The following is a 24,204-nucleotide window of genomic DNA, read 5'->3' as shown; positions in this document are numbered from 1 at the left end:
CGATGCGACCCGGTTTCTTCGCCGCCGCTCCCCGCCCGCTCGCGATCGCGCATCGGGGCGGAGCCCTGCTCGGGCCGGAGAACACGGCCGAGGCCTTCGCGGCTTCCGCCGGGGCCGGCGCCGAGATGGTTGAAACCGATCTGCGCCTGAGCGCGGACGGCGCGTTCGTCTGTCTGCACGATGCCGATCTGACGCGCCTCGCCGGCTATCCGCGACGGGTCGCCGACACCGATCTCGCGACGCTTCGGACCATCCTGCCCGGCCTGCTGACGCTCGACGAGGCGATCGCGGCCTCCACGCCGCTCGGGCTCCTGCTCGACGTCAAGCTGTGCGACCCCGCCATCCTGCCACCGATCCTGGCCGTGCTGGAGGCCGCCGATGCGCTTCCGCGCAGCCTGCTCGGCCTTCGCGACATCGATCTGATCGCGGCGGCGCGCCGGCTGTCGCCGGAGATCGCGATCCTGGCCCTGCTGCCCGACCCCGACAGCGTCGCCGAGGCGCGTGCTGCCGGCGCCGACGGATTCCGTCTCTGGCAGGGCGATGCGACGCCGGAGCGGCTCGATGCCGTGCGCGATGCCGGCATGACCACCGTCATCATGGCCGGCCAGCCGCGTTCGGTGCCCGAGCCCGGCTATCCGCCTTTCCCGGTCGGCCGGATCGATGCGCAGGGCATCGCCCGCATTCTGGCGCTCGGTCCCGACGCCGTGATGCTCGATGATCCCAGCCTGCTTCTCTCGGCCCGAACTGTCACCGGCCCGTCGTCAATCTGATGCAAGGCAGCCGCATCGCGGCGCGGCTTGCCAGCGCCGCTCGATGTCTTGCGAGGAACCCCATGCCCGTCCTGTCCCGCCGCCGCTTCATCGAGGGCGCTGCCGCCCTGCCGGTCGCGTTCGCTCTGCCGACCGCCTTCGCCGCCGATGACAGCCGCCCGAACTTCACCGTCGCGGTGGCCGATCTGCCGGCGACGCTGGAACCGGCGCGCGAGCTCTCCAATGTCGGCACCCGCGTCACCTATTCGATCTTCGACACGCTGATCCGGCGTGATTTCCTCGGTGCTGCCGATGGCGGCGGCTCGGAACTCAAGCCGCATCTGGCGACGAAATGGGAGCGTGTCTCGCCGCAGGAACTCGTCGTCACGCTGCGCCAGGGCGTGAAGTTCCACAATGGTGACGAGCTGACCTCGGAGGACGTCGCCTACACCTTCCGTGAAGGCCGGATGTGGGGCGACAAGGCCCAGATCCCGGGCGGAAAGCCCTATTTCGGCATCCTCGCCGGCGTCGAGCCGATCGACCGCTACACCGTGCGCTTCAAGACCAAGGTCGCCGATGTGCTGCTGGAGCAGCGCCTCGCCTCCTGGTGCGCCTGGATCGTCAATAAGCGCGCCTATGAGGCGATGGGCTTCGAGGCCTATTCGCGCAAGCCGGTCGCGACCGGCCCCTACCGCGTCGTCTCGCATTCGGCCGCCGACGCCACGGTGCTGGAAGCCTTCGACGACTATTTCATGGGCAAGCCGACGGCCAAGCGCGTCATCTTCAAGCGCGTGCCGGAACTGGCGGCGCGCGTCGCCGGCCTCGTCGCCGGCGATTACGACCTCGTCACCAATATCCCGCCCGACCAGATGAGCGTGGTCGGCGGCTACAAGGACATCGACGTGCGCTCGGTCGTGCTCGCGAACGTTCATGTCCTCGCCTATAACGAGCAGGACAAGGTGCTCTCCGACAAGCGCGTCCGGCAGGCGCTGAACTACGCGATCGACCGCCAGAAGCTGGTCGAGGCGCTCTGGCAGGGCACGGCGCAGGTGCCGGCGAGCCATAATTTCCCGGAATACGGCCCAATGTTCGTCGAGGGCCGCAAGCTCTCCTACGACCCAGCCAAGGCGCGGGCCCTGCTCAAGGAAGCCGGCTACAAGGGCGAGCCGATCGTCTACCGGACGCAGGCCAACTACTACACCAATGCGCTCGAGGCCGCGCAGATCCTGACCGAGCAGTGGAAGGCCGTCGGCATCAACGCCTCGCTGCAGGTCGTCGAGAACTCGACCCAGATGCGCGGCGCCAACACGCAGATCTTCAACTGGTCGAACTCGACGCGCCTGCCCGATCCGCTCGGCTCGATCTGGGTGGCCTGGGGCCCGGCCGGCGAGATCCAGGTCTCGAAGTTCTGGACCTCGACGCAGGCCTTCAACAAGGCAGGCACGGCGCTGGAGGCCGAGACCGACCCAGTGAAGCGCAAGGCGCTCTTCACGCAGATGCTCGATATCTGGGAGGATGAGGCGCCGGCGACGATCCTCTATCAGCCGAGCGAGGCCTACGCGATCAAGAAGTCGATCGGCTGGCGGCCGACGACCTTCTACTTCATGGATCTGCGGCCGGACAATCTGAGCTTCGCTAGGGCCTGAGGCTTGGGTTCGGCCTCTGAAATTGGAAAGGGCGGCCATGGGCCGCCCTTTTTGCATTCGACGTCGTCATGGGCTTGCCGCGCCAGGTTGGAAACCCGTGAGCTCTACTGCCCGCCGCCGAGGATGAAGCGCCGGCCGTCCTGCTCGACGATATCGACATGCTGGGCGAAGGCGCCGGTGCCGGCGGAATGCCGCGCGACGCGGGCCTCCTCGAGGGGCGGAGCGGCGAGATTGCGCCCCATCATCGTCGCCGCCGGTGCGAGATCGAGCAGGCCGAGCACGGTCGGGCCGATGTCGATGATGCCAGCCGGTTCCTGCGAGACGCCGCCATGGCCGCTGGCATCGCCGAGGATCAGCACGGTGTTCAATTCATGCGGGTTGATGCCGCCATGCATGCCGCCACCGAGCGGTACGTCGCCCGGCGTCATCGCGCCGAGGCCGGGCAGGCCGTACTGATCGGCCTCGAGCGTCGATTTCAGGATGAACATCAATTCCGGCTGGCGCTCGGCATGGCCCGTATTCATCAGGCTCAATGAGAGCGTGCCCGCGACTTCGCCCTCGACGCCGTTACGGTCGCGCGAGAAGACATGGCCGATGGTGGGATGCTCCATCAGCCAGCTTGCGATGCGCTCGACTTCGCCGCGCTCGCCCTCGCGCAGGCGGATTTCACCGCTCATCCCGCCGGTGGCGACAAGGGTCGCGCCGTTGATCGCCTTCTCCGCGCTGAGGTCGAAGCCGGCCTCGCGCGCCGTCTCGAACAGCGGCTCGACCGAACCGGTCGAGATCTGCCCATGGTCGGAAGCGACGATCACCGCGATGCGCTCGGCATCGGCTTGAGCCTCGACCCAGTCGAGAATGCTGCCGAAGGCGCGGTCGGCTTCGCGCAGGCCGGCCATGGCTTCGGGAGAGCCGAGACCGCGATAGTGGAAGGTCGTGTCGGGCTCGTTGAACCAGATCAGGGCGACATCCGGCCGGAGTTCCGGCAGCACGATCTCGGTCATCACGCGCCCGCCATAGGCAAGCTCCTGCAGCCGGGGCAATTCGCGCTCCGGCAGCGGGCCGAGGCGGGCGATCGCCTGCTCGACCGCCTCCGGCGTCTGGGTCGCCCCGGCGCCGTGCATCGAGAAGGTCCAGTGCCCGTTGGCACGGGCGCGCGGATTGATGAAATGCGCCGAGCCGGCCGAACCGGTATGCACCACCGCCAGCCGCTTGCCGGCGCGGGCCAGCACGTCGCCGAAGGTGTCGGCGGCGAGCAGGCGCCCGTCATGATGCGCCTCGGCGCGGCGGATCTGGGCGGCATCGCTGGTATCGAACATCCGCTCGGGAATCGCCTCGCGATGATAGAAGGCGTTGCCGACGATGCCGTGGACGATCGGTGGCGCGCCGGCCGCGATCGAGCTCGTGGCCACCCGCGTCACCGAGGGAAAGACGCTCCGCGCCTGCCGGAACCAGGTTCCGCGCGCGGCGAGCCGCAGGATGTTCGGCGTGAGCTCGGGCGTGACGAGATCCGGCCGCAAGCCGTCGAAGACGGCGATGACGACACGGTCGGCGGTCGGCTGGTTGGGGCGGCTCATCTCGTCTCCGGGGTCGGCAAGGCAAACGGTCAGGCTGCGGCCATGGCGGGCGCCGCCACCGCCAGATGGCAGGCGGCGAGCCGGCCATCGGCCACGGGCCGCAGCACGGGCACCTCCTCCCGGCAGCGGGCCACGGTGCGCGGGCAGCGCGGATGGAAGGCGCAGCCCGAAGGCCTGTCGACGGGATTCGGCGGGTCGCCCTTCAGGATGATGCGCCCTTGCGTGCCGCGCAACGGCGTCGGCACGGCCGAAACCAGCGCCTCGGTATAGGGATGGGCCGGCGCATGGAACAGCGCATCCGGCGGCCCCTGCTCGACGATGCGGCCGAGATACATCACCGCGACCTCGTCGGCGATCTGCCGGACCACCTTGAGATCGTGGCTGATGAAGAGATAGGCCATGCCGAAGCGCGCCTGCAGATCCTGCATCAGGTTGATGACCTGCGCCGCGACCGAGACGTCGAGCGCCGAGATCGGCTCGTCGCAGACGAGCAGCGCCGGCTCGAGCACCAGCGCGCGGGCAAGCAGGACGCGCTGGCGCTGCCCGCCCGAAAGCTCATGCGGATAGCGCTCGAACAGATCGGCCCGCAGGCCCACCGCGTCGAACAGCGCTAGCGCCTTCTGCCGCTGTGCTTCCGCGCTGTCTTCGAGCGTGTGGATGACCAGCGGTTCGACGACCTGCTGCCCGACCGGCAGGCGCCGGTCGAGCGCGGAGAGCGGGTCCTGATGGACGAGCTGCATGCGTCGGCGCAAGGCGCGCCAGGCCCGGTCGCGCAGTGCGGTCACCGGTTGGCCCTCGAAATCGATCTGCCCCCGCGTCGCTGGCAGGAGGCCGAGCGCGAGCTTGGCGGTGGTCGACTTGCCGCAACCGGATTCGCCGACGATGCCGAGCGTCCGGCCGCGTTCGAGCGAGAAGCTCACCCCGTCGACGGCATGCAGGATCCGGCGCACGCCGCCGGCTGTCGAGACCGGGTATTCGCGGGCGAGGTCGCGAACATCGAGAAGAACGCTCATGCCGGCGCCCCGACCTGCGCTGGCATCGTCATGACCGGAAGGGCCGCGCTTTCAAGCGAGATCGGCTCGCCGAGCCGCAGGCAGGCCGCGCGCTGGTCCTGCGCCGCGAAGGTGAGTTCCGGCAGCTCGCGTCCGCAGCGCTCGACGGCGATCGGGCAGCGCGGCGCGAAGGCGCAGCCGGGCGGAATGGCGGCGGGTGCCGGCACGGTGCCGGGGATCGGCGTCAGCCGCTGGCGCGGACCGGTGAGCGTCGGCAGCGCCGCGAGCAGGCCCTGGGTGTAGGGGTGGCGCGGGCGGGTGAGCAGGTCATGCGTCGCCGCGGTTTCGACGATCCGTCCGGCATACATCACCGCGATCCGCTCGCAGAGGTCGCCGACCACGCCGATATCGTGCGAGATCAGGATCAGCGCCATGCCGGTCTCGCGGCGCAGCTCGCGGATCAGGTCGAGGACCTGCGCCTGGATGGTGGCGTCGAGCGCGGTCGTCGGCTCGTCCGCGATCAGCACGTCGGGCTCGCCTGCCAGTGCCAGTGCGATCATCATCCGCTGGTTCATGCCGCCCGAGAATTCATGCGGATATTGCTTGAGGCGGCGCGGTCCATCGGCGATCCCGACACGGTCCAGCAGGCGCAGCGCCTCGCGGCGCGCCGGTTCCCCGGTCAGGCCACGATGCAGGCGCAGCACCTCCGCGATCTGCGTGCCGATGCGCTGCACCGGGTTCAGCGCGCTGGCCGGATCCTGGAAGATCAGGGCGATGCGGCCGCCGCGGACCCGTGCGAGCTCGCGCTCGGAAAGCCCTCCGACATCCTGCCCGTCGAGCTGGACCTCACCGCCCGTGGTGACGTTGCGCCCGAGCAGGCGCAGCGCCGCGAGCCAGGTGATGCTCTTGCCGCAGCCGGATTCGCCGACGATGCCGAGCGCCTCGCCGCGACCGACCGACAGGTCGATGCCGCGCACGATCGGCACGGTGCCCGACAGGGTGACGGTGAAATCCTGAAGGCGCAGAAGCGCCGGGCGGCCCGCCGTGGCAGCGTGGCCGGGAGCGGGCCATTGCGGCCGATCCGATGATTGACCTGATATTCGCGACATGCCGAGCGGAGTACCGCCCAGCCCATGACCGTCTTGTGACAGCTGGCGCCGCTGGCGCTCACCAGCGCAGGAAGCGCGGGAAGATCAGGGCGCCGAGAGCGGTCATCGAGGCGATCGCGATCGTGTACCAGGTTGCCAGGAAAGGCGCCGCATCGTCGGGGCAGTGCAGCGCGTAGGCGACCGTCGCCAATCCGGCCGAGGCGAGGCCGGCGCAGGCGCCGGTCAGCGGCCCGTCCACCGGAGCCCCCCGGCGCGCCAGCAGCAAGAGCACGATGAGCGGACACAGCGCATAGAGCGGCACGGCGATGAGGCAGGCGCGCCAGTAGCGGCCGAAGATTAGCGTGCTCCATTGCTCCGCCGGCACTTGCACCAGCGTCAGCAGAGCCCAGCCGGCGGCCAGAAGGATCGGCAACGCCACGAGCGGCAGGCGCCGCGCCGGTTTCAGGCCGGGCCGCAGGCTGCGCTGGAACAGCGGCAGCGCGATGCCGGCGACGCTGGCGCCGAGGAGCATCTTGGCCAGGACCGGCGTGGTCAGCCAGGCACGGCCGAAATCGTGCCGCGCGCCGAGCGTGAGCAGGACGAGTCCGGCCGTCACCGCGAGCGCGCAGAGGGCGCCGAGCCAGGTGGCGCGGCGCAGCCAGCCGGTATCCACCGGCCGGTGGCTCGCGCTCATCAGGGAAATCAGCTCGTTGGTCTGCATGTCCGTTTTTTCGGTTGTCCTGCTTCAACGGGAATTCGCGGGGCGCTTGCGAAACGTTACGGGTATGGGATGTCGCAGCGGGTCATGTCGGTCTTTCCCCGCGCCGCGAGAGGAATTTCGCCATGGCTTGCAGGCCGCGATGGATCGCGACCTTGGCCGCGTTTTCGGTCATGCCGGCGGCATCCGCCGCCTCCGCGACGCTCGCACCCTGCAGCCTGACCCGGTCGATCAGGCCGCGTGTCCGTTCGGGCAGGCTCGCCATGGCTCGGTCGAGGTCGAGCCGTGCCTCGGTGGATGGCGCCTCCGGCCGGTCGGCGAGCTGGAAGGCTTCGTCGTCGAGCGGCAGGTTGCCGGCATGGCGGCCGGAGCGGCGCAGATGGTCGACCAGCTTGTAACGCGCGATCGCATGGGCCCAGGCCGTGACCGGGCTCGCCGGATCATAGGTGTGGCGGGAGAGATGCAGCGCTAGCAGCACCTCCTGCAAAACGTCCTCGGCCTCACTCGGCTCATGCCGGCCGGCACGCGCCAGCATCTGCCTGAGATAGCCGCGCAGGCGCCCCCCGATCGCGTCGAGAAAGCGCCGATAGGCGAAGGCGTCGCCGGCGAGCGCCGCGAGGAAGACGGGCCTGAGCTGCGTTTCGAACTCTTCGAGCGACAAGGCCGGTGCGCTTTTCCGGTGATGTGAAGCCGATCCCGCTTATCCCGTCGCATGGCGGCGCCCGGCTCACAAGCGCGTGACCGCATGATGAGCCTTGCCGACAGGGCCGATACGCTCGCGCTCCTGCGCAGGGAGGCGGTGCCTGCCTGCCCGGAGGATCGCTGATGGCTCCCGCTGCTCGTTTCGCCTTTCTGGTCGGCTTGGGCGCCATCCTCGCGGGCGCGGCGCCCTTGCAGGCGCAGCAGCCGGGCCGATCGGCCGAACCGTGTCCGGCCGATGGAGGCTGCAAGGTCGCGAGCGGCTCCTATCGCATCCTGTTGCCGCCAGAGGCCAAGCCGGGACGGCAGGGTGGCGCCATCGTCTTTTTCCACGGCTATCAGGGCACGGCCGCGGAGGTGATCGCGGATCCCGCCCTGGTTGCGGTGGCACGGCGGCTCGGCGTCGCGCTGATTGCGCCGGAAGGGCTCGGCCGCAGTTGGTCTTTCCCCGGCTCTCCGGCACGCAACCGCGACGAGTTCACTTTTGTCGCCGAGATGCTCGACGATATCGCGCGCCGCTTCCCGGTCGATCCCCACCGGCTGATGGCGAGCGGCTTTTCGCAGGGCGGCTCGATGGTCTGGTATCTCGCCTGCCGGATGCCGACGCGCTTCGCCGCCTTCGCGCCGATCGCCGGTGCCTTCTGGGAGCCTCTGCCGGAGAGCTGTGCCGGCCCGCGACCGAAGCTGATCCATGTCCACGGCACGAGCGACAGCACCGTGCCGCTCGCGGGCCGGGCGCTGCGCCAGGGCTACAGGCAAGGCGATGTCTTCAAGAGCTTCGCCATCCTCGCGCCCGGCGGCTGCACGGCCGGCTGGGCCGATGCGGCGCGCGACGCCGTGGCTGGAGGAACGGCGCTGACCTGCCGGCTGGCGAGCGGCTGCGGCGGCGAGGCGCGGCTCGAGCTCTGCCTGCATGGCGGCGGCCATGTCGCCGATGCGGCCTGGGTCGAGCGCGCCTGGCGCCTGACGATGCCGGCCGAGCCCGCGCCTCTGGCCGCCGGCGCCAGGCTCACATCTCCGTGAGGATGTAACCGGCGCTGCTCCGGCTGCGATCTCACTGGCAACGCCGCCCTCGCGGGCCGCCGGAGAGATGCCTATGCGCCACGACCCGATATCCGCTTCCCGCGCCGCCGGCATCGCCCCGGACGGGCTCGTCACCGGTGCCGACATCATCGCCGCCGGGCTGGCAGTGGCAGGCGCGACCCATGCCTTCGGCATCCCGGGCGGCGAGGTGCTGGCGCTGGTCGATGCGCTGGAACGTGCCGGCATCCGCTTCCTGCTCGCCAAGCACGAGAATGCGGCGGGCTTCATGGCCGAGGGGGTGTGGCATGTGACCGGAACGCTGCCGGTTCTAGTAGCGACGCTGGGTCCCGGCGTCGCCAATGCGGTCAATGTCGTCGCCAATGCCCAGCAGGATCGCGTGCCGCTGCTCTTCATCACCGGCTGCGTCGACCAGGCCCTCGCCGAGAGCTACACCCATCAGGTCTTCGACCATCAGGCCGTGCTGCGGCCGCTGGTCAAGGCGAGTTTCCGTGCCGCGCCCGGAACCGAGGATCTGGTCATCGCCAAGGCGGTCGCGCTCGCCCGGCGCGGACGGCCCGGCCCCGTCCATATCGACCTGCCGATCTCAGTCGCGGAAGCGAGGGCGCCGCGCCGCGCGCCCCGGACCATCAGGCTGCCCGAACTGGCCATGCCCGCCGATCTTGCCCCGGCCAGCAGGCTCCTGGCTACCGCGCGCCGGCCGCTCGTCATCGCCGGGCTCGACCTCGTCAATGACGGCAACGCCGCCGCGTTGGAACGCTTCATCACCCGCACCGGCGCGCCGCTGCTGACGACCTACAAGGCGAAGGGGCTGCTGCCGGAAGCCGACCCGCGCGTCGTCGGCGGCGTCGGCCTCTCGCCCAAGGCCGACGCGATCGTCCGGCCATTGATCGAGGCGGCCGATCTGATCGTTCTCGCCGGCTACGACCCGATCGAGATGCGCCAGGGCTGGCGCAATCCCTGGCCGGAGGACAAGCCGGTCATCGACATCGTCGCGGAGGCGCTGCCGCATGGCATGCATGCCTCGACCCTGCTGCTCGAAGGCGATGTCGGCGCCATCCTGACGCGGCTGGCGGAAGCGCTCCCGGCTCGGGAAACCGTTTGGCCCGGCGGCGAGCCCGCGGCGGTGCGGGCCCGCTTCCATGAGGCCTTTGCGGCGCCTCCGATCTGGGGACCGCATGCCGTTTTCGAGGTTCTGCGCGACGTCGCGCCGGCCGGCACGGTCGCCACCGCTGATTCCGGCGCGCATCGCATCCTGCTCAGCCAGATGTGGACTTGCGACGGGCCGCGACGGCTGCTGCAATCGACCGGGCTCTGCACCATGGGTTGCGCCCTGCCGCTGGCCACCGGCGCCGCGCTCGGCGCGGGCCGGCCGGTGCTTTGCTTCGTCGGCGATGCCGGGCTGGAGATGGTGCTCGGCGAACTGGCGACGCTGCGCGATCTCGGGCTGCCCGTGGTCATCGTCACCCTCGTCGACGAAAGCCTCGGCCTGATCGCGCTGAAGCAGCGTCAGATGGGCCTGGTGCGGGCCGGCGTCGATTTCGGCGGCACCGATTTCGCGGCTGTGGCGCGGGCCATGGGCGGCCACGGCGTCGCGGTCGCGGATCGGGACAGCCTGCGCCGCGAGGCTGCCGCCGGCTTCGCCCGAGACGGCTTCACCATCCTCGCCTGCCGCATCGACGCCGGGCAATACGAGGGGGCCTTCTGATGGTCGCGCCTCACGACAAACCGGCAAAGCGCCCGCGCGACGAGCGGCTCGATGTCTTCCGCGGTCTGACGATGCTGATCATCTTCATCGCGCATCTGCCGGAGAATAGCTGGAACGCCTGGATTCCGGCTCGCTTCGGCTTCTCCTCCGGCGCCGAGCTCTTCGTCTTCTGCTCCGGCATCGCCAGCGCGCTCGCTTTCGGCAGCGTCTTCGTGCGGCGCGGCCTGTGGCTGGGCACCACCCGCATCGCCTACCGGATTTGGCAGGTCTACTGGGCTCAGATCGGCGTGGTTCTGGCGCTGATCGCGCTGGCGGCCGGGATCGACCGGCTCTTCGACCTCGGCGTGCTGGCGAAACAGTTTCCGCCGCTCTCCGCCGATCCGGAACGCGCGCTGCTCGGCCTGGCCACCCTGACCTGGCAGCCGGACTATCTCGACATCCTGCCGATGTATCTCGTCATCCTCGGGCTGGTGCCGGTGATGATGCTGCTCCGGCGCCTGCATGCGGCGCTGCCCTTCCTGCTCGTCGCGCTGCTCTATGCGCTGGTCTGGACGGAAGGGCTGAACCTGCCCGGTAATCCCTGGACCGGGGCCGGCTGGTTCCTGAACCCCTTCGCCTGGCAATTCATCTTCTTCATCGGCTTCTTCAGCGCGATGAAATGGCTGCCGGTGCCTCGCCTCGGCGATGCCCGATTGATGCTGGCGGCGGCGCTCTTCCTCGTGCTGTCGGTGCCGCTCTCCTTCTGGGGCGTGCTCGACCACTGGCCGGCGGCGCAGGCCCTGCACGATCTCGTCCTGCCCGCGACCGAGAAGAACGACCTGCACATCCTGCGCGTGCTGCACTTCCTGGCGCTGGCCTATCTCGTGCTGAGCCTGATCGAACCCTGGCGCCAGCGGCTGGACCGCGGCGCGGGCCATCTCCTCATCCTGATCGGTCGGCAGTCGCTGGCCTGCTTCCTGGCGAGCGTCGTGCTGGCACGGCTCCTGGGCGTCGTGGCCGATGTCGCCGGCCGCAGCGAACTGGTCGTGGCGCTGCTGAACCTTACCGGCTTCGCGCTGATCCTCGCCACGGCGGTCGTGGTCGGCTGGTTCAAGAGCGCGCCCTGGCTCGGGCCGGCGCCGAAACCGGCCGTCCAGCCGCCGGCGCCGGCACAGCCCGGCCTCGCCCTGCAAACACGGGTCCGTGAAGCGAGTTGAACGGCGTTTGATCGCGCCTCTGCGAACTCCCTGATGAGCGCTCGAAAAGAGCGCTGCAATGGAGCAGCCCATGTCCCAGCCCCTCTATCACGACCTCTCCGGCGACAGCCTCACCATCGCGAACGATTCCGCGCGCCTCGCCTGGAACGACACGCTGGAAGCCCTGCTGGCCCATGCCGCGGCGACGCCCGAGCATCTCGCCCGCACGCTTGCCTCCGATCCGGATTTCGCGCTCGCTCATGCCGCGAAGGGGCTGATGCTGCTCTCGCTCGCCCGGGCCGAGCTGCTCGCCCCGGCCCGAGACTGTCTGGTGACCGCGCGATCCTCCGCGCTGCTGCGGCCGATCACGCGGCGCGAGCAGATGGTGATCGAGGCGCTGGCGCTCTGGCTCGACGACACCCCGCGCCGGGCGGCGGAGCGGCTGGAAGCGATCCTGCTCGCCCATCCCCATGACGTGCTTGCGCTCAAGCTCTCGCACGGCCTGCGCTTCATGCTGGGCGACCAGCGCGAGATGCTCGCCACCTTGCATCGCTTCGCGCCGGGCTTTGGCGAGAGCCATCCCTTGGCCGGCTATGTCCATGGCTGCTACGCCTTCGCGCTGGAGGAGCGCGGCCTCTATGCCGAGGCCGAGCGCACCGGCCGCCATGCCGTGAGCCTGAGTCCGCGCGACGCCTGGGGCCGGCATGCCGTCGCCCATGTGCTGGAGATGACCGGCCGCGCCGACGAGGGCGTCGCCTGGCTCGGCGACGGCCGCGAGATCGCCCATGCCAATAATCTGCGCTTCCACATCTTCTGGCACCTCGCGCTGTTCCGGCTGGAGCGCGGCGAGACCGCCGAGGTGCTGCGGCTCTATGACGACGAGATCCGCGCCGAGCCGACCGACGATTATCGCGACATCGCCAACGGTGCCTCGCTGCTGGCGCGGCTCGACTATGCCGGCGTCGATGTCGGCGATCGCTGGGAGGAGCTTGCCGCCAAGGCGGGAGGCCGGGTGCAGGACGGCCGCCTCGTCTTCGCCGACCTGCACTATCTGCTCTCGCTGCTCGGCGCCGGCCAGCGCGATGCCGCCGAGAGCATCGCGCAAAGCCTCGTCCGCGATGCGCATGCCCATCCGAGCCGCGAGCGGGCCGAAGCTGCGCGCAGCGGCGCGCTTGCGGCCCATGGGCTGATCGCCTTCAGCGAAGGCGATCATGCGGAGGCGGCCCGCCTGCTCGGCGCGGCCCGCAGCGGCCTCCTCGCGATCGGTGGCAGCCATGCCCAGCGCGACCTGTTCGAGCAGGCCCATATCGAAAGCCTGATCCGCGCCGGCAGCCACGATCTCGCGGCCCGCATCCTCGAACAGCGCCTCGCCCGGCGCGGCGGCGCCAACCGCTTCGCCATGCGCCGTCTGGCCCAATTGCGCCGCCAGCCCTCGGGCCGTCTCGCCGCGCTTGCCGTCGCTGCGACGCCTCTCGCCATCGCTCACTGACATCGCAGAAAGGATCGACCCATGACCACCGCCACCATGACCCGCAGCCTCGCTCTGCCCTCCAGCCGCACCGTCATCAACCTTGCGCTCGGCGGCTTCGCCGGGCTGGGCTTCTGGGAACTGTTTTCGGCGGTGCCGACCGCCTGGGTCGCCGGCTTCCCGCTGGAGCCGCCGGAGCTGGTGAAGGCGCTGTTCTACACTCAGCTCGGCCTCCAGCTCTCGACGCCGGTGGCAAAGCTCATTCACTTCACCACCGGCTTCCTGTTCTACCCGCTCGGCTACTGGCTCCTGACGCGCTGGGTGAAGAGCTTCGGCATGCCGGCCGATGGCTGGATCTGGGGCGTGATCACCTATTTCATCGCGCTCGGCTTCCTCGCCCCGCTCGGCGGCCAGCACTTCCTGCTCAACGACGTGCCGCTCCTCTCCCTCATGAGCCTGATCGGCCACGCCATCTATGGCTGGCTCTCGGCCTATGTCTTCGAGGCGCTGGAGGCGCGTCCATCATGAGCGCGCTGCGGCAAACGCAGGAAGGGCAAGGGCAGGAAAGGCGACGCTTCCTGCCGGACAGGCACAGCCTCATTCTGCTCGCGGTCACCGCGCTCGCCGCCTCCGGGGTGCAGGCCGGGAAGGCGCGCCCGGTCAATACGGTGGGTTCCTCGGACGGCGTCGCAATCCGCGGCTACGATCCGGTCGCCTATTTCCGCGATGGTGGGCCGCGGCTGGGCAAGCCGGAATTCTCGGTCTGGCATGGCGGCGCGCTCTGGCGCTTCGCCAGCGCCGAGCACAAGGCACTGTTCGAGGCCGATCCCGAACGCTATCTGCCTGCCTATGGCGGCTTCTGCGCCTATGGCACGTCGCGCGGCTATCTCGTCAAGATCGAGCCGGAAGCCTGGTCGATCGTCGAGGGCAGGCTCTACCTCAACTACGACCTCGATGTGCGCAAGACCTGGCTCGGCGCCACGCCAAAATACATCGCCAGGGCCGACCGGAACTGGCCGGGCTTGAACGCGGCGCTTATCCGATAGCCTGCAGCTTGGCGAACCGCTGATCCGAGCGCGGGGCTGGGCCCTGGCCTTCAGGTGCTGCCGCGCGTGATGAGATGCAGCGGCAGGCTCTGGATCGCGTGCTGTGGCTCCTGGCCTGCGAGGCGCGCACGCAGCAATTCGCCGGCGCGCCGGCCCAAATTATGAGCGTCCATGCTGATCGTGGTCAGGCCGGGCGCGATCTCGCCGGCGGCATCGTTGTCGCCGAAGCCGAGAATGGCGAGGTCGGACGGCACGGCGAGGCCACGCGCACGAGCCTCGATCACCGCCCCGGTCGCGAGCAGGTCGTTGGCGCAGAAGGCGGCATCGACCGGCCCGCCTTCCGCCAGCAGCGTCGTCAGGGCAGTGCGTCCGTCGGCGATGCTCTGGACCTCGTCCACCGTCACGATCCGCGCCAGCGTCAGGCCGCTGCGCCCGGCCTCCTCGCGAAAGCCTTGCAGCCGCAGCGCGCCGCGCCCGCCGCTGCGGCCGATGAAGGCGAGCCGGCGATAGCCCTTTTCGATGAGGTGCCGGGCGGCCATCGCGCCGGCATCGACATTGGAGAAGCCGACCAGCATGTCGATCGGGTCGCGCGGAAAGGCCCAGGTCTCGACCACGGGGATGCCGAGCTCGCGCAGTGCCTGCCGGTTCTCCTCCAGCTCGATGACGCCGGTGAACATCACCGCCGCCGGCCGCAGGCTGCGCAGCGAGCGGACCATCGCGACCTCCTTCGCATAGGAATAGGAGGTCTGGCCGATCATCAGTTCATAGCCCTCGGGCTCCAGCTCGGCCGCCAGGCCCTGGATCGCCAACCCGAATTGCTGGCTCAGGATGTTGGAGACGAAGGCCGCCACCAGCGTCGAGCGGCCGGAGCGGAGCGCTCGCGCATGCGGGTTGGATTCATAGCCGCTGCGCTCGACCGCCTCGAGCACCTTGCGGCGCGTCGCCTCGCTCAGCTTCTCGGGCTGGCGCAGGGCGCGCGACACCGTGATGGGCGAGACGCCGGCGAGCTGTGCGACCATCTCGATGCGAGGCGCCTTCGCCGCGAGGCGCGGTGCCTCGGCGCGCCCGCTGACCCGCACGACATTGTCATAGGTCGCAGGCATTCGCTCTCCCGTTAGATCACTGCGTCAGCTCAGGCCGAAGGCGGCACGGTCCAACCGGCGGCCGACCTGGATCAGGCAGTCGCCGGATTCGCTGTCGCTGTGCAGCCGGCGCGAGATCACCACGCCGGACACCGCGAAGCGCAGTTCCTCCTCCACCGCGTCGAGGCGGCCGAAATCATGGTACCAGCCCGCGAGCGCGCCCGCCTCGACCTCTGCACCGCAATCCACCGCCGGCTCGAACCAGCCGCGCCTTGTGGCGTAGATCGCCTGCTCATGGCTCTGCAGAGCGAGCAGCGTCATCTTCTGTTCGGCCGGCCGGTGTGGGCCGAGCACGGGCTCGGTGATGCTGCCGAGCGCGATCAGCAGCCGGTCGATGGCGCGCTGGGTCAGGGCCATGCTCTCGGGCGTGACGGTGCCGCCGCCGCCGAACTCGCCGGAGATGCCGATCGCGCCGGCCCGTGCCGCGGCCGCCATCGAGGTCGGCGCCGTCGCGCCGTTCTCGGCGACGAAGCCATAGGGCATGCCGAGCCCGTCCATCAGCGCGAGCGCCCGCGCGAAGGTCTCTGGGCTCCCCTGCCGTTCGATCAGCGCGCAGGGCAGATGCGCCATCGAGGTGCCGCCGGAATGCAGGTCGAAGACCACATCATGACGCGGGAACAGCTCGGCTTCGAGGAAATGCGCGATGCGCTGCGTCGGCGTGCCGCCGGCTTCGCCCGGAAAGGCACGGTTGAGATTGCCCTCGTCGAGGGGAGAGCGGCGCCGCGCCGCGAAGACCGCCGGCGCATTGGTGAAGGGCAGGATGGTGATCTCGCCGCGCATGCGCTCGGGATCGAGGCGGCGGATCAGGCGCGTCAGCGCGATCTCGCCTTCGTACTCATCACCATGATTGCCGGCCATCAGCAGGACGCGCGGCCCGTCGCCGTTCCTGATCCGGCAGACCGGCACCTTCACCTGGAAATAGGGCGAGCGGTCGACCGAGAAGGGAATGCTGAGATGGCCGACCGACTTGCCGTTCGCGGCGAAGTCGAGCGCATGGAAGAGACCGGTATGCATGGGGACCTCTGGAAGCGCCGGCACCAAGCTGGGCCGGCGGAAGCCGCCGGGCAGCTCATGCCCGGCGGCCGATGGCAGTGGGACCGAGCCGCGCCGTCAGAGCGTCGGCAGGGTCTGCTCTTCCTTGAACCACTTGAGCTGGAGGGCGCCGAGCTTGCCGTTCAGCTTGTTCGAGAAGATCGAGGTGTTCAGCCAGTTCAGCAGGTTCTGCTCGCCCTGGCGCACGCCGATATGGGCCGGCGACTGGCGGATGACGAACTTCATCTCGACTTCCTTGCCGGGGTTCTGGTCCATCACCTTGACCGCGATGGCGCTGTTCTCGGCGAAAGTGTCGGACTGGCCGGCGAGATAGGCGGCGATGGCCGCCGGCGTGTCCTCGAAGCGCACGACCTTCACGCCCGGCGCGTTGTCGGTCAGCCAGAGGTCGAGCGTCGTGCCCTTGGCGACGGCGACGGTCTTGCCGGTGAGGTTGTCGGGCTTCTTGCCGGTCGCGGCGGGGATCGACTTCGGCCCGTAGACGCCGAGATTCACCACCGCATAGGGCTGCGAGAACATGATCTGCTGGGCGCGCTCGGGCGTGGCGCCGAGGCCGGCGACGAGCACGTCGATCTTGTCGGCGAGCAGGCTCGGGATGCGGGCGGCGCCGGTGACCGGCACCAGCTCGAGCTTCACGCCGAGATCGTCGGAGAGCAGCTTGGCGATGTCGGCGTCGAGGCCGGCGATCTCGCCCTTCTCGTCCTTGAAGCCCCAGGGCGCGGCGTCGGTCAGGATGCCGACGCGCAGCTTCCCGGCCTTGAGGACGTCCTGGAGCTTGTCGGCCTTGGCCGCGACGGGGGCCGCGAGCGCCGCGGCGGCAACGAGCCCCGCCATCATGGTCTTGAACAGCGACATGGGTTCTTCTCCTCTGAGATCTCGTGCAGCCTTGGAAGTCGGCTACTTCACCGAGTTGATGAAACTGCGCAGCTCGGGCGTCTTCGGATTGGCGAAGAGCTCGGCCGGCGGCCCCTCTTCCCAGACCTTGCCCTGGTGCATGAAGACGATCTTGTTGGCGACGTTGCGGGCGAAGCCCATCTCATGGGTGACGAGGATCATCGTCATGCCCTGCCGGGCCATGTCCTCCATCACCTTGAGCACCTCGCCGACGAGCTCGGGGTCGAGCGCCGAGGTGACCTCGTCGAACAGCATCAGATGCGGCGCCATGGCGAGGCAGCGGGCGATCGCGACGCGCTGCTGCTGGCCGCCCGAGAGCCGCTCCGGCCAGGCGTCGATCTTGTCAGCGAGGCCGACGCGGCCGAGCACGTCGAGCGCGAGCGGGCGCGCTTCCGCCTTGCCGATCTTCTTGGTCAAGAGCGGCGCCAGCGTGATGTTCTTCTCGACGCTCAGATGCGGGAACAGGTTGAAGGCCTGGAAGACGATGCCGACGCGCTGGCGGAACTGGCGCAGATTCGCCATGCCGGCGCTGACCGCCTGGCCCTCGACCGTGATCGAGCCGGAATCGATCTTCTCCAGCGCGTTGATGCAGCGCAGCAGCGTCGACTTGCCCGAGCCGGAGCGGCCGATGATCGTGACGATCTCGCCTTCCTTCACCTCGAGCGAGACGCCTTTCAGCACCTCGACCTGGCCGAAGCTCTTGCGGACATCACGGATTTCAACGAGCGCCATTGAGACGGGCCTCCAGGGTGCGCGACCAGAGAGTCAGGGGCAGGCACAGCGCGAAATAGATCGCGGCGACGATGCCGTAGGCGAGAAGGGGCTGGAACGTCGCCGCGCTCACGACCTGGCCGGCGCGGGCGAGCTCGACGAAGCCGACGAGCGAGGCGAGCGAGGTGCCCTTGATGAGCTGGACGAGGAAGCCCACGGTCGGCGGCAGCGACAGGCGCAGCGCCTGCGGCCCGATGATGTGGCGAAACTGCTGCCAGGAGGTGAGGCCCAGGCAGGCTCCGGCCTCCCATTGCGCCGGCTTCACCGCCTCGATGCCGCCGCGCCAGATGTCGCCGAGGAAACCCGCCGTGTAGAGCGTGTAGGCGATGCCGACCGCGACGAGCGCGGGAACCTCGATGCCGAGGAAGACCGGCATGCCGAAATAGAAGAAGAACAGGAGCCCGAGCAGCGGCACGCCCTGGATGAGCTGGATCAGCCCCGCGGCGAGCCAGCGCAGCGGCGCGAGGCGGCTGGTGCGCGTGGTCGCCAGCAGCAGGGCCAGCGGACCGCCGAAGGCGAGCGCGACGATGACCAGCAGCACCGTCCATTGCAGCGCATGGACGAAGGAGAGAAGGTCGATATAGCCGAAGGAACGCATGGTGCCCGCTCTCCCTCAGCGCCTGACCGGCCAGCGGAAGGCGGCCAATCCGATGACGGCGAAGAGCGCCTTGAAGGCGATCACCATCGCGAAATAGATCGCGCAGACCACCGCATAGACCTCGAAGCTGCGATAGGTCCGGCTCTCGATGAAGCTCGCCGCATGGAAGAGTTCGCCGGCTGCAACCTGCGAGGCGAGCGAGGTGCCGAGCAGGAGCAGCACGAATTGGCTGGTGAAGGCCGGATAGACGTTGCGCAGCGCCGGCGGCAGCACGATGTGGCGGAAGACCTCCCAGCGCGTCAGCCCGAGGCATTGCCCGGCCTCGACCTGGCTCTTCGGGATCGAATCCAGCCCGGCGCGGACGATCTCGATGGCATAGGCGCCGAAATAGAGGCTGAGCGCGACCGCCGCCGCCTCGAAGGCCGGCAGCTTGAGCCCGGCGGCCGGCAGCACGAAGAAGATCAGGAAGATCTGGATCAGCGACGGCGTGTTGCGGAAGATCTCGATATAGGAGCGGATCGCCAGCCTGACCGGTTTCGAGCCGCTGCGCAGCAGGGCCGCCCCCGCGACGCCGATGGCGAGCCCGACCACGGCCGCGATCAGCGTCAGCGCGAGCGTGATCAGCGCGCCCTCGATGAACTGGTCCTGATAGCGCCAGAGCTGCTGGAAGTTCATGCCCGCCTCAGCCGAAATGGGTGCGCAGGACGCGCAAGACGGTGCCGTCCTCGCCGAGGCCGAAGACCAGCCGCCAGCGATCCAGGCAGGTGCAGGGATGGGAGATGCCGAGGCAGAGCACGTCCCCGACCTTGAGCCCGCTCTCCGGCGGCAGGCGCAGGAAGCCGTGCTGGTCGTTGAGTTTCTCGACCGTGATGCCTTGGGCCGCGCCGGCGATCTCCGCCCCGTCCCGGTGGACGGACAGAAGCACCGGCAGCCCCTGATCGAAGGAGACGTCGCGCATGCCGAAGCCGGCGATGGCGAGGCCGGTTTCCGGCCGCGACAGCACCTCGGCCCAGAGCCGCAGCGCCGGGCGGAACGCCTCGGCGGCCTTGAGTGTCTCGCCGCCGATGACGAGGCCGCCGCGCGCATCGAGCGCAGCGAAGGCCCGCGCATAGACGCCGTGATCGGCGAAGAAGATCGCACCGCTGCGCAGCAGCAGGGTCGTCTTGCCGTCCGCCGCGACGATCGGGGACAGCGCCGCGACGACGAGGTCGAAATAGGCCGAGCCGCCGGCGCTGAGGATGAGCGAGGCTTCCGGCTCGGCGGCCCTGACGGCGGCGAAGGCGGCAGCGGTTCGCGTCATCAGCCGGGCGATGGCCGCCTCGGTCGCGACCGGGTCCGGACCGGCGACCGCACCTTCATAGGTGGCGACGCCGGCCAGTCGCAGCTGGGGCCCGGCCGCGCGGATGGCCGCGATCACGTTGGTCACGGCGACATCGTCACGCGCCCCGGCGCGGCCATCACCGATCTCGACGAGGATGGGCAAGCCCGTCCGCCCAGCGGTCTTGGCGGCGATGGCGAGGCTCGCCACGGCTTCGGGGCTGTCGGCGAAGGCGCAAAGCTCGACCTGCGGATGGGCGGCGAGGAGCGCACCGAGGCGCCGGCCGGCGACCGCGCCGCCGATCTGGTTGGCGAGCAGCAATCGCGTCTCGCCCGCCTGCATCAGGACTGCAGCCTGCTGGAGATTGGCGACGGAAGCGCCCCAGGCGCCGGCGTCGCGCAATTCTCGGACGATCTCCGGCGACATCGGCGTCTTGGCATGCGGCGCGACCTGCGCGCCATGGTCAGCCAGGTAACGGAAGAACAGGTCACGATTGGCGCGCAGCGCCGCCTCGTCCAGCGTCAGCGCAGGCAGCGAAAGATCGCCGCGGCGCGGGTCGAGCCGATTCTGCGGGAACTGCGCGGCTGGCACCGGCTCGACGAAGGGCACGCCGCGAAGGGTCGCGTCCAAGGCGGGCTCAGTGTTCGCACCACTTGTCTGCATCGCGGCTTACCCCTGCGTTTTGGGGGGCATAGCACCGGCGAAGCTTTATGACAACGTTGTCATCAAAGATTTCCACGCGTCCGAAGGCACCCGCCGGTTGGTCCGGGGTGCCTTCGGGGGTGGAGATCCGTGGTCGGGTTTCTATTCGGCCGGGGCGGCCTGCTTCGCAGGCGCGCTCTGCGCCAGCCAGTAGAAGGCGACGGAAGCCGCCCAGACGATCAGGCCGAACAGGGCCGCTGCGCCCAGCACCAGCCCGAAGCCGCCTTGCGCATGGAGAACCGCCAGCATCGGCACCACGAAGCCGCTCACGGTGAAGCCGAGGAAATAGCGCACGCTGAATGCCTTGGCGCGGTGCTGGGCCGGCACGTAGCGGGCGACCATCGCGTCGTTGACGACCACCTGCCCATAGATCGCGGTCATCGTCAGGGTGAGGCCGAGCAGCAGCGGGATGCCCTGTGTCATCGCGGCGATGACGAGGCCGATGGGCTGCAGAAGGGCGAGGCCGACGAACAGGGCCGGCAGCGTATAGCGGTCGACGAGCCGGCCCATCAGCCACTGCGCCCCGGCGCCGAAGATGAAGACCAGTGTCGCCAGCGAGCCGATCAGCGCCAGCGGCATGTCCAGCCCGAGCCGCTCGTCGAGGATTTTCGGCAAGGCGATGGTGGTGAGGTTGAAGGTCATGCCGCCGGCGATGATGGCGATGGCGAAGACGACGAGAAGGGTTTTGGGGCGGCTCAGCGGGATGAGGTCCGCCTTGCCCGTGCGGTTTGCATGCGGTTCGCCGTCGCCGGGAACGAGCATCAGGAAGGCCGCTCCAAGGGCGAGGCAGACGAGGCCCGGCAGCACGAAGGCGGCACGCCAGCCGAGGCTCGCGGCCAGCAGCGCGGTGACGCCCGCCGCGGAGGCCGCGCCGAGATTGCCCCAGACGGCATTGACCCCGAGGTCGCGCCCGAGCTGGCGGGCATGATTGACCAGCATCGTCGAGCCGACCGGATGGTAGATCGCGGACGCAACGCCGAGAACGAGCAGCCAGGCCGCGAAGGCCATCGGCTGGCTGGCGCTGGCGACGCCCAGGCAGGACAGGCCGTAGCTCAGGAAGAAGACGGCGAGCATGTTGCGCCGGCCGAAGCGGTCCGAGAGCCAGCCCATCGGCAGGGAGCACAGGCCGAAGGCGACGAAGGCGCCGGTCGCGAGCCCGATCAGTTCGGCATAGCTCAGGCCGGTCTGGGCCGCGATGGCGATCACCGCGGTCGGGTAGATGAGCAGCACGAAGTGATCGAGCGCATGCGCTGCGTTGACGAAGAGAAGCGTGCGCTTGGACAGCGTCTCGGGGCTCATGGGAACACTCGGCTCCATCGGACAGAGAGTGACGGGCACGCCGGCCGGGTTGTCCAACCTGGTCGCGTCCGGCTTTGGGAGGAATTTTGTTACTTGACCCGATGTGTCCTGTCGGGTCGTTTACGGGGCAATCGGGCCAAATGGAATCGCGATGCACGGCGACAGCGCTGCCTATCAGACCGTTCCGCGCGCGGTCGCGGTCCTGCCGAAATCCTACGCCGCGGGCGCGGCCACGGGGTGGCACAGCCATCCGCGCGCGCAATTGCTTTACGCGACCTCCGGCCTGACGCTGGTGACGGCGGAGGACGGCACCTGGATCCTGCCGCCGCAGCATGCGCTCTGGATCCCGCCCGGGCTTTTCCACGATGTCAGGATGCATGGCCGGGTGTCGATGTGCTCGGCCTATGTCACCCCGGAGGCGGTCGGAATCCTTCCGAAAGGCTGCCGCGTGCTGGAGGTGACGCCGTTGCTGGCTTCGGCGCTGGTCGCGCTGGCGGCCGAGCCGATGCTTTACGACGAGGGCGGGCGCGGCGGGCATCTCGCCGCCCTGATCCTCGACGAGATCGGGCGGGCGCCGGAAACGCCGCTGACCTTGCCCCTGCCGCGCGATCCGCGTTTGCGGCGCGTCTGCGAGGCGCTGCTGAAGGACCCCGCTTCGGCCCTGGACATCGACGCCTGGGCGGAGCGGGCCGGGGCGAGCCGGCGCACGCTGACCCGCGGTTTCCGCGCCGAGACCGGCATGAGCTTCGGCGACTGGCGGGCGCGGCTGCGCGTCGTCAGGGCGCTCGCGCTGGCGACGGATGGTTGCCCCCCGTATCAGATCGCCCGCGCGGTCGGTTATGCCGATCTGCGCGCCCTTCGGACCGCCGCCCGGCGCATCCTGGGAGGCGTCGAGCTCTCTTGGTGACGGCAGGCGTGCCTGACCTTGCCGCTTCGCTCAGAAAAACGAACGCGCCGGCCGGAAGCTTCCAGCTCCGTCACGCAGTCGTTTTCCGGACCTGGTACCGGACCGACGGTGGAGAGGCCGTCCTTCGGGATCGGCTCAGGAGGCCCGGATCTCCGCAGTGTCGCGCTCGATCCGCATCGTGCTGACCAGTCCTGCGACCAGGGCCAGAACGGCGCTCACGGCAAGGCCGATCCGGGGCGCGGCCGCCGATGAGGTGAGCGTGAACAGCATCGCCATGATCACCGAACCCAGTGTCTGCCCGAGAAGGCGGGCCGTGGCTTGCATGCCCCCGGCCGAGCCACTGCGCTCGCGCGGCGCCGAGAGCAGCATGTTGCGGTTGTTCGGCGTTTGAAAGATGCCGAAGCCGAAGCCGCCCAGCATCAGGAACGGCACCAGAGGCCAGGGATCCTTCTGGATCGGCCAGAGAGCGACGAGCGCAAGTCCAAGGGCAAGGAAACCGCCGCCGGCCGCGCAGAGCAGGCCGGTAGAGAACCGATCGGACATGCGTCCCGAGAGAGGGCCGGCGATGGCCACGACGAGAGGCCAGGGCGTCATGTAGAGCCCCGTCGTGAAGGCATCCAGATCGAGGCTGTGCTGGAAGTAGAAGGGCAGCGCGATATAGCTCGCCATCTGACCGGCGAAGCAGCACACGGACGCAATCACCGAAATGCGGAAGGGGCGGTTCGCCAGGAGATCGAGCGGGATGAGCGGCGCAGTGCGCGGCATCTCGCGCCTCACGAGAGCCGCGAAACTCGCGACCGATGTCACGAGCAGCGCAGCGGCCAGTCCGGGCTCGCTCGTGATCCGGTCAACGCCGAGAACAAGGGACGCGAAAGCCGTCGCGTTGAGTGCCACGCTCGCCATGTCGAGCGTTCGGCCCGAGCCCGCAGGCTGCGGCAGCGCCAGCGCGGCGAGAAGCACGATCGCGCCGATCGGCAGGTTGATGGCAAACAGCCATTGCCAGCTGGATATGACGAGGATGGTAGAGCCGACCGTCGGCCCCGCCGCCGCCGACAGCGCGATCACCGTCGCATTCCAGCCGATCACCGCGCCGACCAGGCGGTGGGGATAGGTGAAGCGCATCAGCGCGATCCCCAGCGCCATCACGGCCGCGCCGCCAAGCCCCTGGATGAAGCGGGCCGCGATCAGCCACGGCAGCGATGGGGACAGTGCGCAGAGCAGCGAGGCGCCGGTGAAGATGAAGACCCCGGCCGTGAAGGTTCGGCGGAGACCCCAGCTTTCTCCCAGCGCGGCGCAAGGCAGCAGGGCCATCACCAGGGCCATTTGATAGCTGCTGACGACCCAGACCGATGCGGCAGGCGAGACCTGGAACGAGGACGCGATCGTCGGCAGCGCGATGTTGGCGATGGCGCCGTCGAGGACGACCAGCACCATCGCCGCCATGATGGCCAATGTCGCATAGGAGCGGCGGGGCGCCGGCAATCCTGCGTCCCCGGCCGTCGCGCCATCGAAACTCCGGGCCGCTGGGGCTGAATGGGTCATCATGTTTCCTGTTCTCGGTCGATCGAGGACAGGATACAGATGGCCAAGCATGGCGGAACGCGCAGGGAACGCAATTT

At 69.3% G+C, this 24,204-nt stretch carries 23 protein-coding genes; 9 read left to right on the top strand and 14 right to left on the bottom strand.

Features of this window, described 5'->3' with window-relative positions; genetic code table 11:
* Nucleotides 1-2 precede the first annotated feature (2 nt).
* Both AB6806_RS15095 and AB6806_RS15090 read left to right on the top strand, forming a co-directional pair.
* Nucleotides 3-770 carry a glycerophosphodiester phosphodiesterase gene (locus AB6806_RS15095; RefSeq protein WP_113253151.1) on the top strand — a complete coding sequence of 256 codons (768 nt, stop codon included), beginning with the start codon at nt 3-5 and terminating at the stop codon, nt 768-770.
* 62 nt (nt 771-832) lie between these two features.
* Nucleotides 833-2,395, top strand: a complete 1,563-nt coding sequence (locus AB6806_RS15090; RefSeq protein ID WP_142022225.1) for an ABC transporter substrate-binding protein — start codon at nt 833-835, stop codon at nt 2,393-2,395.
* Nucleotides 2,396-2,499: 104 nt separating this feature from the next.
* Here AB6806_RS15090 and AB6806_RS15085 read toward each other — a convergent pair whose 3' ends face one another.
* The 5 genes from AB6806_RS15085 to AB6806_RS15065 all read right to left on the bottom strand — a co-directional run bounded on the left by AB6806_RS15085 (nt 2,500) and on the right by AB6806_RS15065 (nt 7,428).
* Nucleotides 2,500-3,969 carry an alkaline phosphatase family protein gene (locus tag AB6806_RS15085; RefSeq protein WP_142022224.1) on the bottom strand — a complete coding sequence of 490 codons (1,470 nt, stop codon included), beginning with the start codon at nt 3,967-3,969 and terminating at the stop codon, nt 2,500-2,502.
* A gap of 29 nt (nt 3,970-3,998) precedes the next feature.
* The gene (locus AB6806_RS15080; RefSeq protein WP_142022223.1) at nt 3,999-4,982 is read right to left on the bottom strand and encodes an ABC transporter ATP-binding protein; all 984 of its coding nucleotides are present in this window, start codon (nt 4,980-4,982) and stop codon (nt 3,999-4,001) included.
* Nucleotides 4,979-6,070, bottom strand: coding sequence for an ABC transporter ATP-binding protein (locus AB6806_RS15075; protein ID WP_142022222.1), 1,092 nt, complete (start codon nt 6,068-6,070; stop codon nt 4,979-4,981). Before AB6806_RS15075 ends, AB6806_RS15080 begins: the two co-directional genes overlap by 4 nt.
* A 58-nt stretch (nt 6,071-6,128) precedes the next feature.
* Nucleotides 6,129-6,770 carry an NrsF family protein gene (locus tag AB6806_RS15070; protein ID WP_142022221.1) on the bottom strand — a complete coding sequence of 214 codons (642 nt, stop codon included), beginning with the start codon at nt 6,768-6,770 and terminating at the stop codon, nt 6,129-6,131.
* Between the two features lie 82 nt (nt 6,771-6,852).
* Complete coding sequence (locus AB6806_RS15065; RefSeq protein WP_142022220.1) at nt 6,853-7,428, bottom strand: sigma-70 family RNA polymerase sigma factor; 576 nt, start codon at nt 7,426-7,428, stop codon at nt 6,853-6,855.
* Between the two features lie 164 nt (nt 7,429-7,592).
* Here AB6806_RS15065 and AB6806_RS15060 point away from each other — a divergent pair, with 164 nt between their 5' ends.
* The 6 genes from AB6806_RS15060 to AB6806_RS15035 all read left to right on the top strand — a co-directional run bounded on the left by AB6806_RS15060 (nt 7,593) and on the right by AB6806_RS15035 (nt 13,904).
* Nucleotides 7,593-8,489: a CE1 family esterase gene (locus AB6806_RS15060; RefSeq protein ID WP_142022219.1), complete on the top strand. Its 897-nt coding sequence runs from the start codon at nt 7,593-7,595 to the stop codon at nt 8,487-8,489.
* Between the two features lie 73 nt (nt 8,490-8,562).
* Nucleotides 8,563-10,215, top strand: a complete 1,653-nt coding sequence (locus tag AB6806_RS15055) for a thiamine pyrophosphate-binding protein (protein WP_370954856.1) — start codon at nt 8,563-8,565, stop codon at nt 10,213-10,215.
* On the top strand, nt 10,215-11,411 hold the full coding sequence (locus AB6806_RS15050; RefSeq protein WP_370954855.1) for an OpgC family protein: 1,197 nt from the start codon (nt 10,215-10,217) through the stop codon (nt 11,409-11,411). The genes AB6806_RS15055 and AB6806_RS15050 overlap by 1 nt, the downstream gene beginning before the upstream one ends.
* A gap of 70 nt (nt 11,412-11,481) precedes the next feature.
* A complete protein-coding gene (locus tag AB6806_RS15045) occupies nt 11,482-12,879 on the top strand; it encodes a tetratricopeptide repeat protein (protein WP_370954854.1) in 1,398 nt (465 codons plus the stop codon).
* Nucleotides 12,880-12,900: 21 nt separating this feature from the next.
* On the top strand, nt 12,901-13,386 hold the full coding sequence (locus tag AB6806_RS15040; RefSeq protein WP_038366827.1) for a DUF6789 family protein: 486 nt from the start codon (nt 12,901-12,903) through the stop codon (nt 13,384-13,386).
* Entirely contained in the window at nt 13,383-13,904 is a 522-nt protein-coding gene (locus AB6806_RS15035) for a YHS domain-containing (seleno)protein (RefSeq protein ID WP_370954853.1), read from the top strand. The genes AB6806_RS15040 and AB6806_RS15035 overlap by 4 nt, the downstream gene beginning before the upstream one ends.
* 50 nt (nt 13,905-13,954) lie before the next feature.
* On the opposite strand, the gene AB6806_RS15030 is transcribed toward AB6806_RS15035, so the two are convergent.
* The 8 genes from AB6806_RS15030 to AB6806_RS14995 all read right to left on the bottom strand — a co-directional run bounded on the left by AB6806_RS15030 (nt 13,955) and on the right by AB6806_RS14995 (nt 21,678).
* Nucleotides 13,955-15,007, bottom strand: a complete 1,053-nt coding sequence (locus tag AB6806_RS15030) for a LacI family DNA-binding transcriptional regulator (RefSeq protein WP_370954852.1) — start codon at nt 15,005-15,007, stop codon at nt 13,955-13,957.
* Nucleotides 15,008-15,031: 24 nt separating this feature from the next.
* A complete protein-coding gene (locus AB6806_RS15025) occupies nt 15,032-16,060 on the bottom strand; it encodes a succinylglutamate desuccinylase/aspartoacylase family protein (RefSeq protein ID WP_142022214.1) in 1,029 nt (342 codons plus the stop codon).
* Between the two features lie 96 nt (nt 16,061-16,156).
* Nucleotides 16,157-16,951, bottom strand: a complete 795-nt coding sequence (locus tag AB6806_RS15020; RefSeq protein WP_038366836.1) for a transporter substrate-binding domain-containing protein — start codon at nt 16,949-16,951, stop codon at nt 16,157-16,159.
* Between the two features lie 42 nt (nt 16,952-16,993).
* Nucleotides 16,994-17,722, bottom strand: coding sequence for an amino acid ABC transporter ATP-binding protein (locus tag AB6806_RS15015; RefSeq protein WP_112763813.1), 729 nt, complete (start codon nt 17,720-17,722; stop codon nt 16,994-16,996).
* Nucleotides 17,709-18,359 (bottom strand): amino acid ABC transporter permease, encoded by a 651-nt coding sequence (locus AB6806_RS15010; protein ID WP_370954851.1) that lies wholly within the window; start codon nt 18,357-18,359, stop codon nt 17,709-17,711. The genes AB6806_RS15015 and AB6806_RS15010 overlap by 14 nt, the downstream gene beginning before the upstream one ends.
* A 15-nt stretch (nt 18,360-18,374) precedes the next feature.
* Nucleotides 18,375-19,034 (bottom strand): amino acid ABC transporter permease, encoded by a 660-nt coding sequence (locus AB6806_RS15005; protein WP_038366844.1) that lies wholly within the window; start codon nt 19,032-19,034, stop codon nt 18,375-18,377.
* A gap of 7 nt (nt 19,035-19,041) precedes the next feature.
* Nucleotides 19,042-20,340 carry an alanine racemase gene (locus tag AB6806_RS15000; protein WP_142022213.1) on the bottom strand — a complete coding sequence of 433 codons (1,299 nt, stop codon included), beginning with the start codon at nt 20,338-20,340 and terminating at the stop codon, nt 19,042-19,044.
* 141 nt (nt 20,341-20,481) lie between these two features.
* The gene (locus AB6806_RS14995) at nt 20,482-21,678 is read right to left on the bottom strand and encodes an MFS transporter (RefSeq protein ID WP_038366848.1); all 1,197 of its coding nucleotides are present in this window, start codon (nt 21,676-21,678) and stop codon (nt 20,482-20,484) included.
* Nucleotides 21,679-21,829: 151 nt separating this feature from the next.
* On the opposite strand from AB6806_RS14995, the gene AB6806_RS14990 reads away from it, so the two are divergent.
* Entirely contained in the window at nt 21,830-22,585 is a 756-nt protein-coding gene (locus tag AB6806_RS14990) for an AraC family transcriptional regulator (RefSeq protein WP_142022211.1), read from the top strand.
* 135 nt (nt 22,586-22,720) lie between these two features.
* Here AB6806_RS14990 and AB6806_RS14985 read toward each other — a convergent pair whose 3' ends face one another.
* Nucleotides 22,721-24,130, bottom strand: coding sequence for an MFS transporter (locus AB6806_RS14985; protein WP_370954850.1), 1,410 nt, complete (start codon nt 24,128-24,130; stop codon nt 22,721-22,723).
* Between the last annotated feature and the right edge of the window lie 74 nt (nt 24,131-24,204).

The sequence above is a fragment of the Allobosea sp. RCC_152_1 genome (assembly GCF_041360765.1).
GTDB classification, from domain to species: domain Bacteria; phylum Pseudomonadota; class Alphaproteobacteria; order Rhizobiales; family Beijerinckiaceae; genus Allobosea; species Allobosea spartocytisi.
This window is presented reverse-complemented; position numbering and strand designations above follow the sequence as displayed.

Coding starts and splice junctions, on each gene's coding strand:
- AB6806_RS15095 (WP_113253151.1), top strand. CDS start 3: ATGCGACCCGGTTTCTTCGCCGCCGCTCCCCGCCCGCTCGCGATCGCG.
- AB6806_RS15090 (WP_142022225.1), top strand. CDS start 833: ATGCCCGTCCTGTCCCGCCGCCGCTTCATCGAGGGCGCTGCCGCCCTG.
- AB6806_RS15085 (WP_142022224.1), bottom strand. CDS start 3,969: ATGAGCCGCCCCAACCAGCCGACCGCCGACCGTGTCGTCATCGCCGTC.
- AB6806_RS15080 (WP_142022223.1), bottom strand. CDS start 4,982: ATGAGCGTTCTTCTCGATGTTCGCGACCTCGCCCGCGAATACCCGGTC.
- AB6806_RS15075 (WP_142022222.1), bottom strand. CDS start 6,070: ATGTCGCGAATATCAGGTCAATCATCGGATCGGCCGCAATGGCCCGCT.
- AB6806_RS15070 (WP_142022221.1), bottom strand. CDS start 6,770: ATGCAGACCAACGAGCTGATTTCCCTGATGAGCGCGAGCCACCGGCCG.
- AB6806_RS15060 (WP_142022219.1), top strand. CDS start 7,593: ATGGCTCCCGCTGCTCGTTTCGCCTTTCTGGTCGGCTTGGGCGCCATC.
- AB6806_RS15055 (WP_370954856.1), top strand. CDS start 8,563: ATGCGCCACGACCCGATATCCGCTTCCCGCGCCGCCGGCATCGCCCCG.
- AB6806_RS15050 (WP_370954855.1), top strand. CDS start 10,215: ATGGTCGCGCCTCACGACAAACCGGCAAAGCGCCCGCGCGACGAGCGG.
- AB6806_RS15045 (WP_370954854.1), top strand. CDS start 11,482: ATGTCCCAGCCCCTCTATCACGACCTCTCCGGCGACAGCCTCACCATC.
- AB6806_RS15040 (WP_038366827.1), top strand. CDS start 12,901: ATGACCACCGCCACCATGACCCGCAGCCTCGCTCTGCCCTCCAGCCGC.
- AB6806_RS15035 (WP_370954853.1), top strand. CDS start 13,383: ATGAGCGCGCTGCGGCAAACGCAGGAAGGGCAAGGGCAGGAAAGGCGA.
- AB6806_RS15030 (WP_370954852.1), bottom strand. CDS start 15,007: ATGCCTGCGACCTATGACAATGTCGTGCGGGTCAGCGGGCGCGCCGAG.
- AB6806_RS15025 (WP_142022214.1), bottom strand. CDS start 16,060: ATGCATACCGGTCTCTTCCATGCGCTCGACTTCGCCGCGAACGGCAAG.
- AB6806_RS15020 (WP_038366836.1), bottom strand. CDS start 16,951: ATGTCGCTGTTCAAGACCATGATGGCGGGGCTCGTTGCCGCCGCGGCG.
- AB6806_RS15015 (WP_112763813.1), bottom strand. CDS start 17,722: ATGGCGCTCGTTGAAATCCGTGATGTCCGCAAGAGCTTCGGCCAGGTC.
- AB6806_RS15010 (WP_370954851.1), bottom strand. CDS start 18,359: ATGCGTTCCTTCGGCTATATCGACCTTCTCTCCTTCGTCCATGCGCTG.
- AB6806_RS15005 (WP_038366844.1), bottom strand. CDS start 19,034: ATGAACTTCCAGCAGCTCTGGCGCTATCAGGACCAGTTCATCGAGGGC.
- AB6806_RS15000 (WP_142022213.1), bottom strand. CDS start 20,340: ATGCAGACAAGTGGTGCGAACACTGAGCCCGCCTTGGACGCGACCCTT.
- AB6806_RS14995 (WP_038366848.1), bottom strand. CDS start 21,678: ATGAGCCCCGAGACGCTGTCCAAGCGCACGCTTCTCTTCGTCAACGCA.
- AB6806_RS14990 (WP_142022211.1), top strand. CDS start 21,830: ATGCACGGCGACAGCGCTGCCTATCAGACCGTTCCGCGCGCGGTCGCG.
- AB6806_RS14985 (WP_370954850.1), bottom strand. CDS start 24,130: ATGATGACCCATTCAGCCCCAGCGGCCCGGAGTTTCGATGGCGCGACG.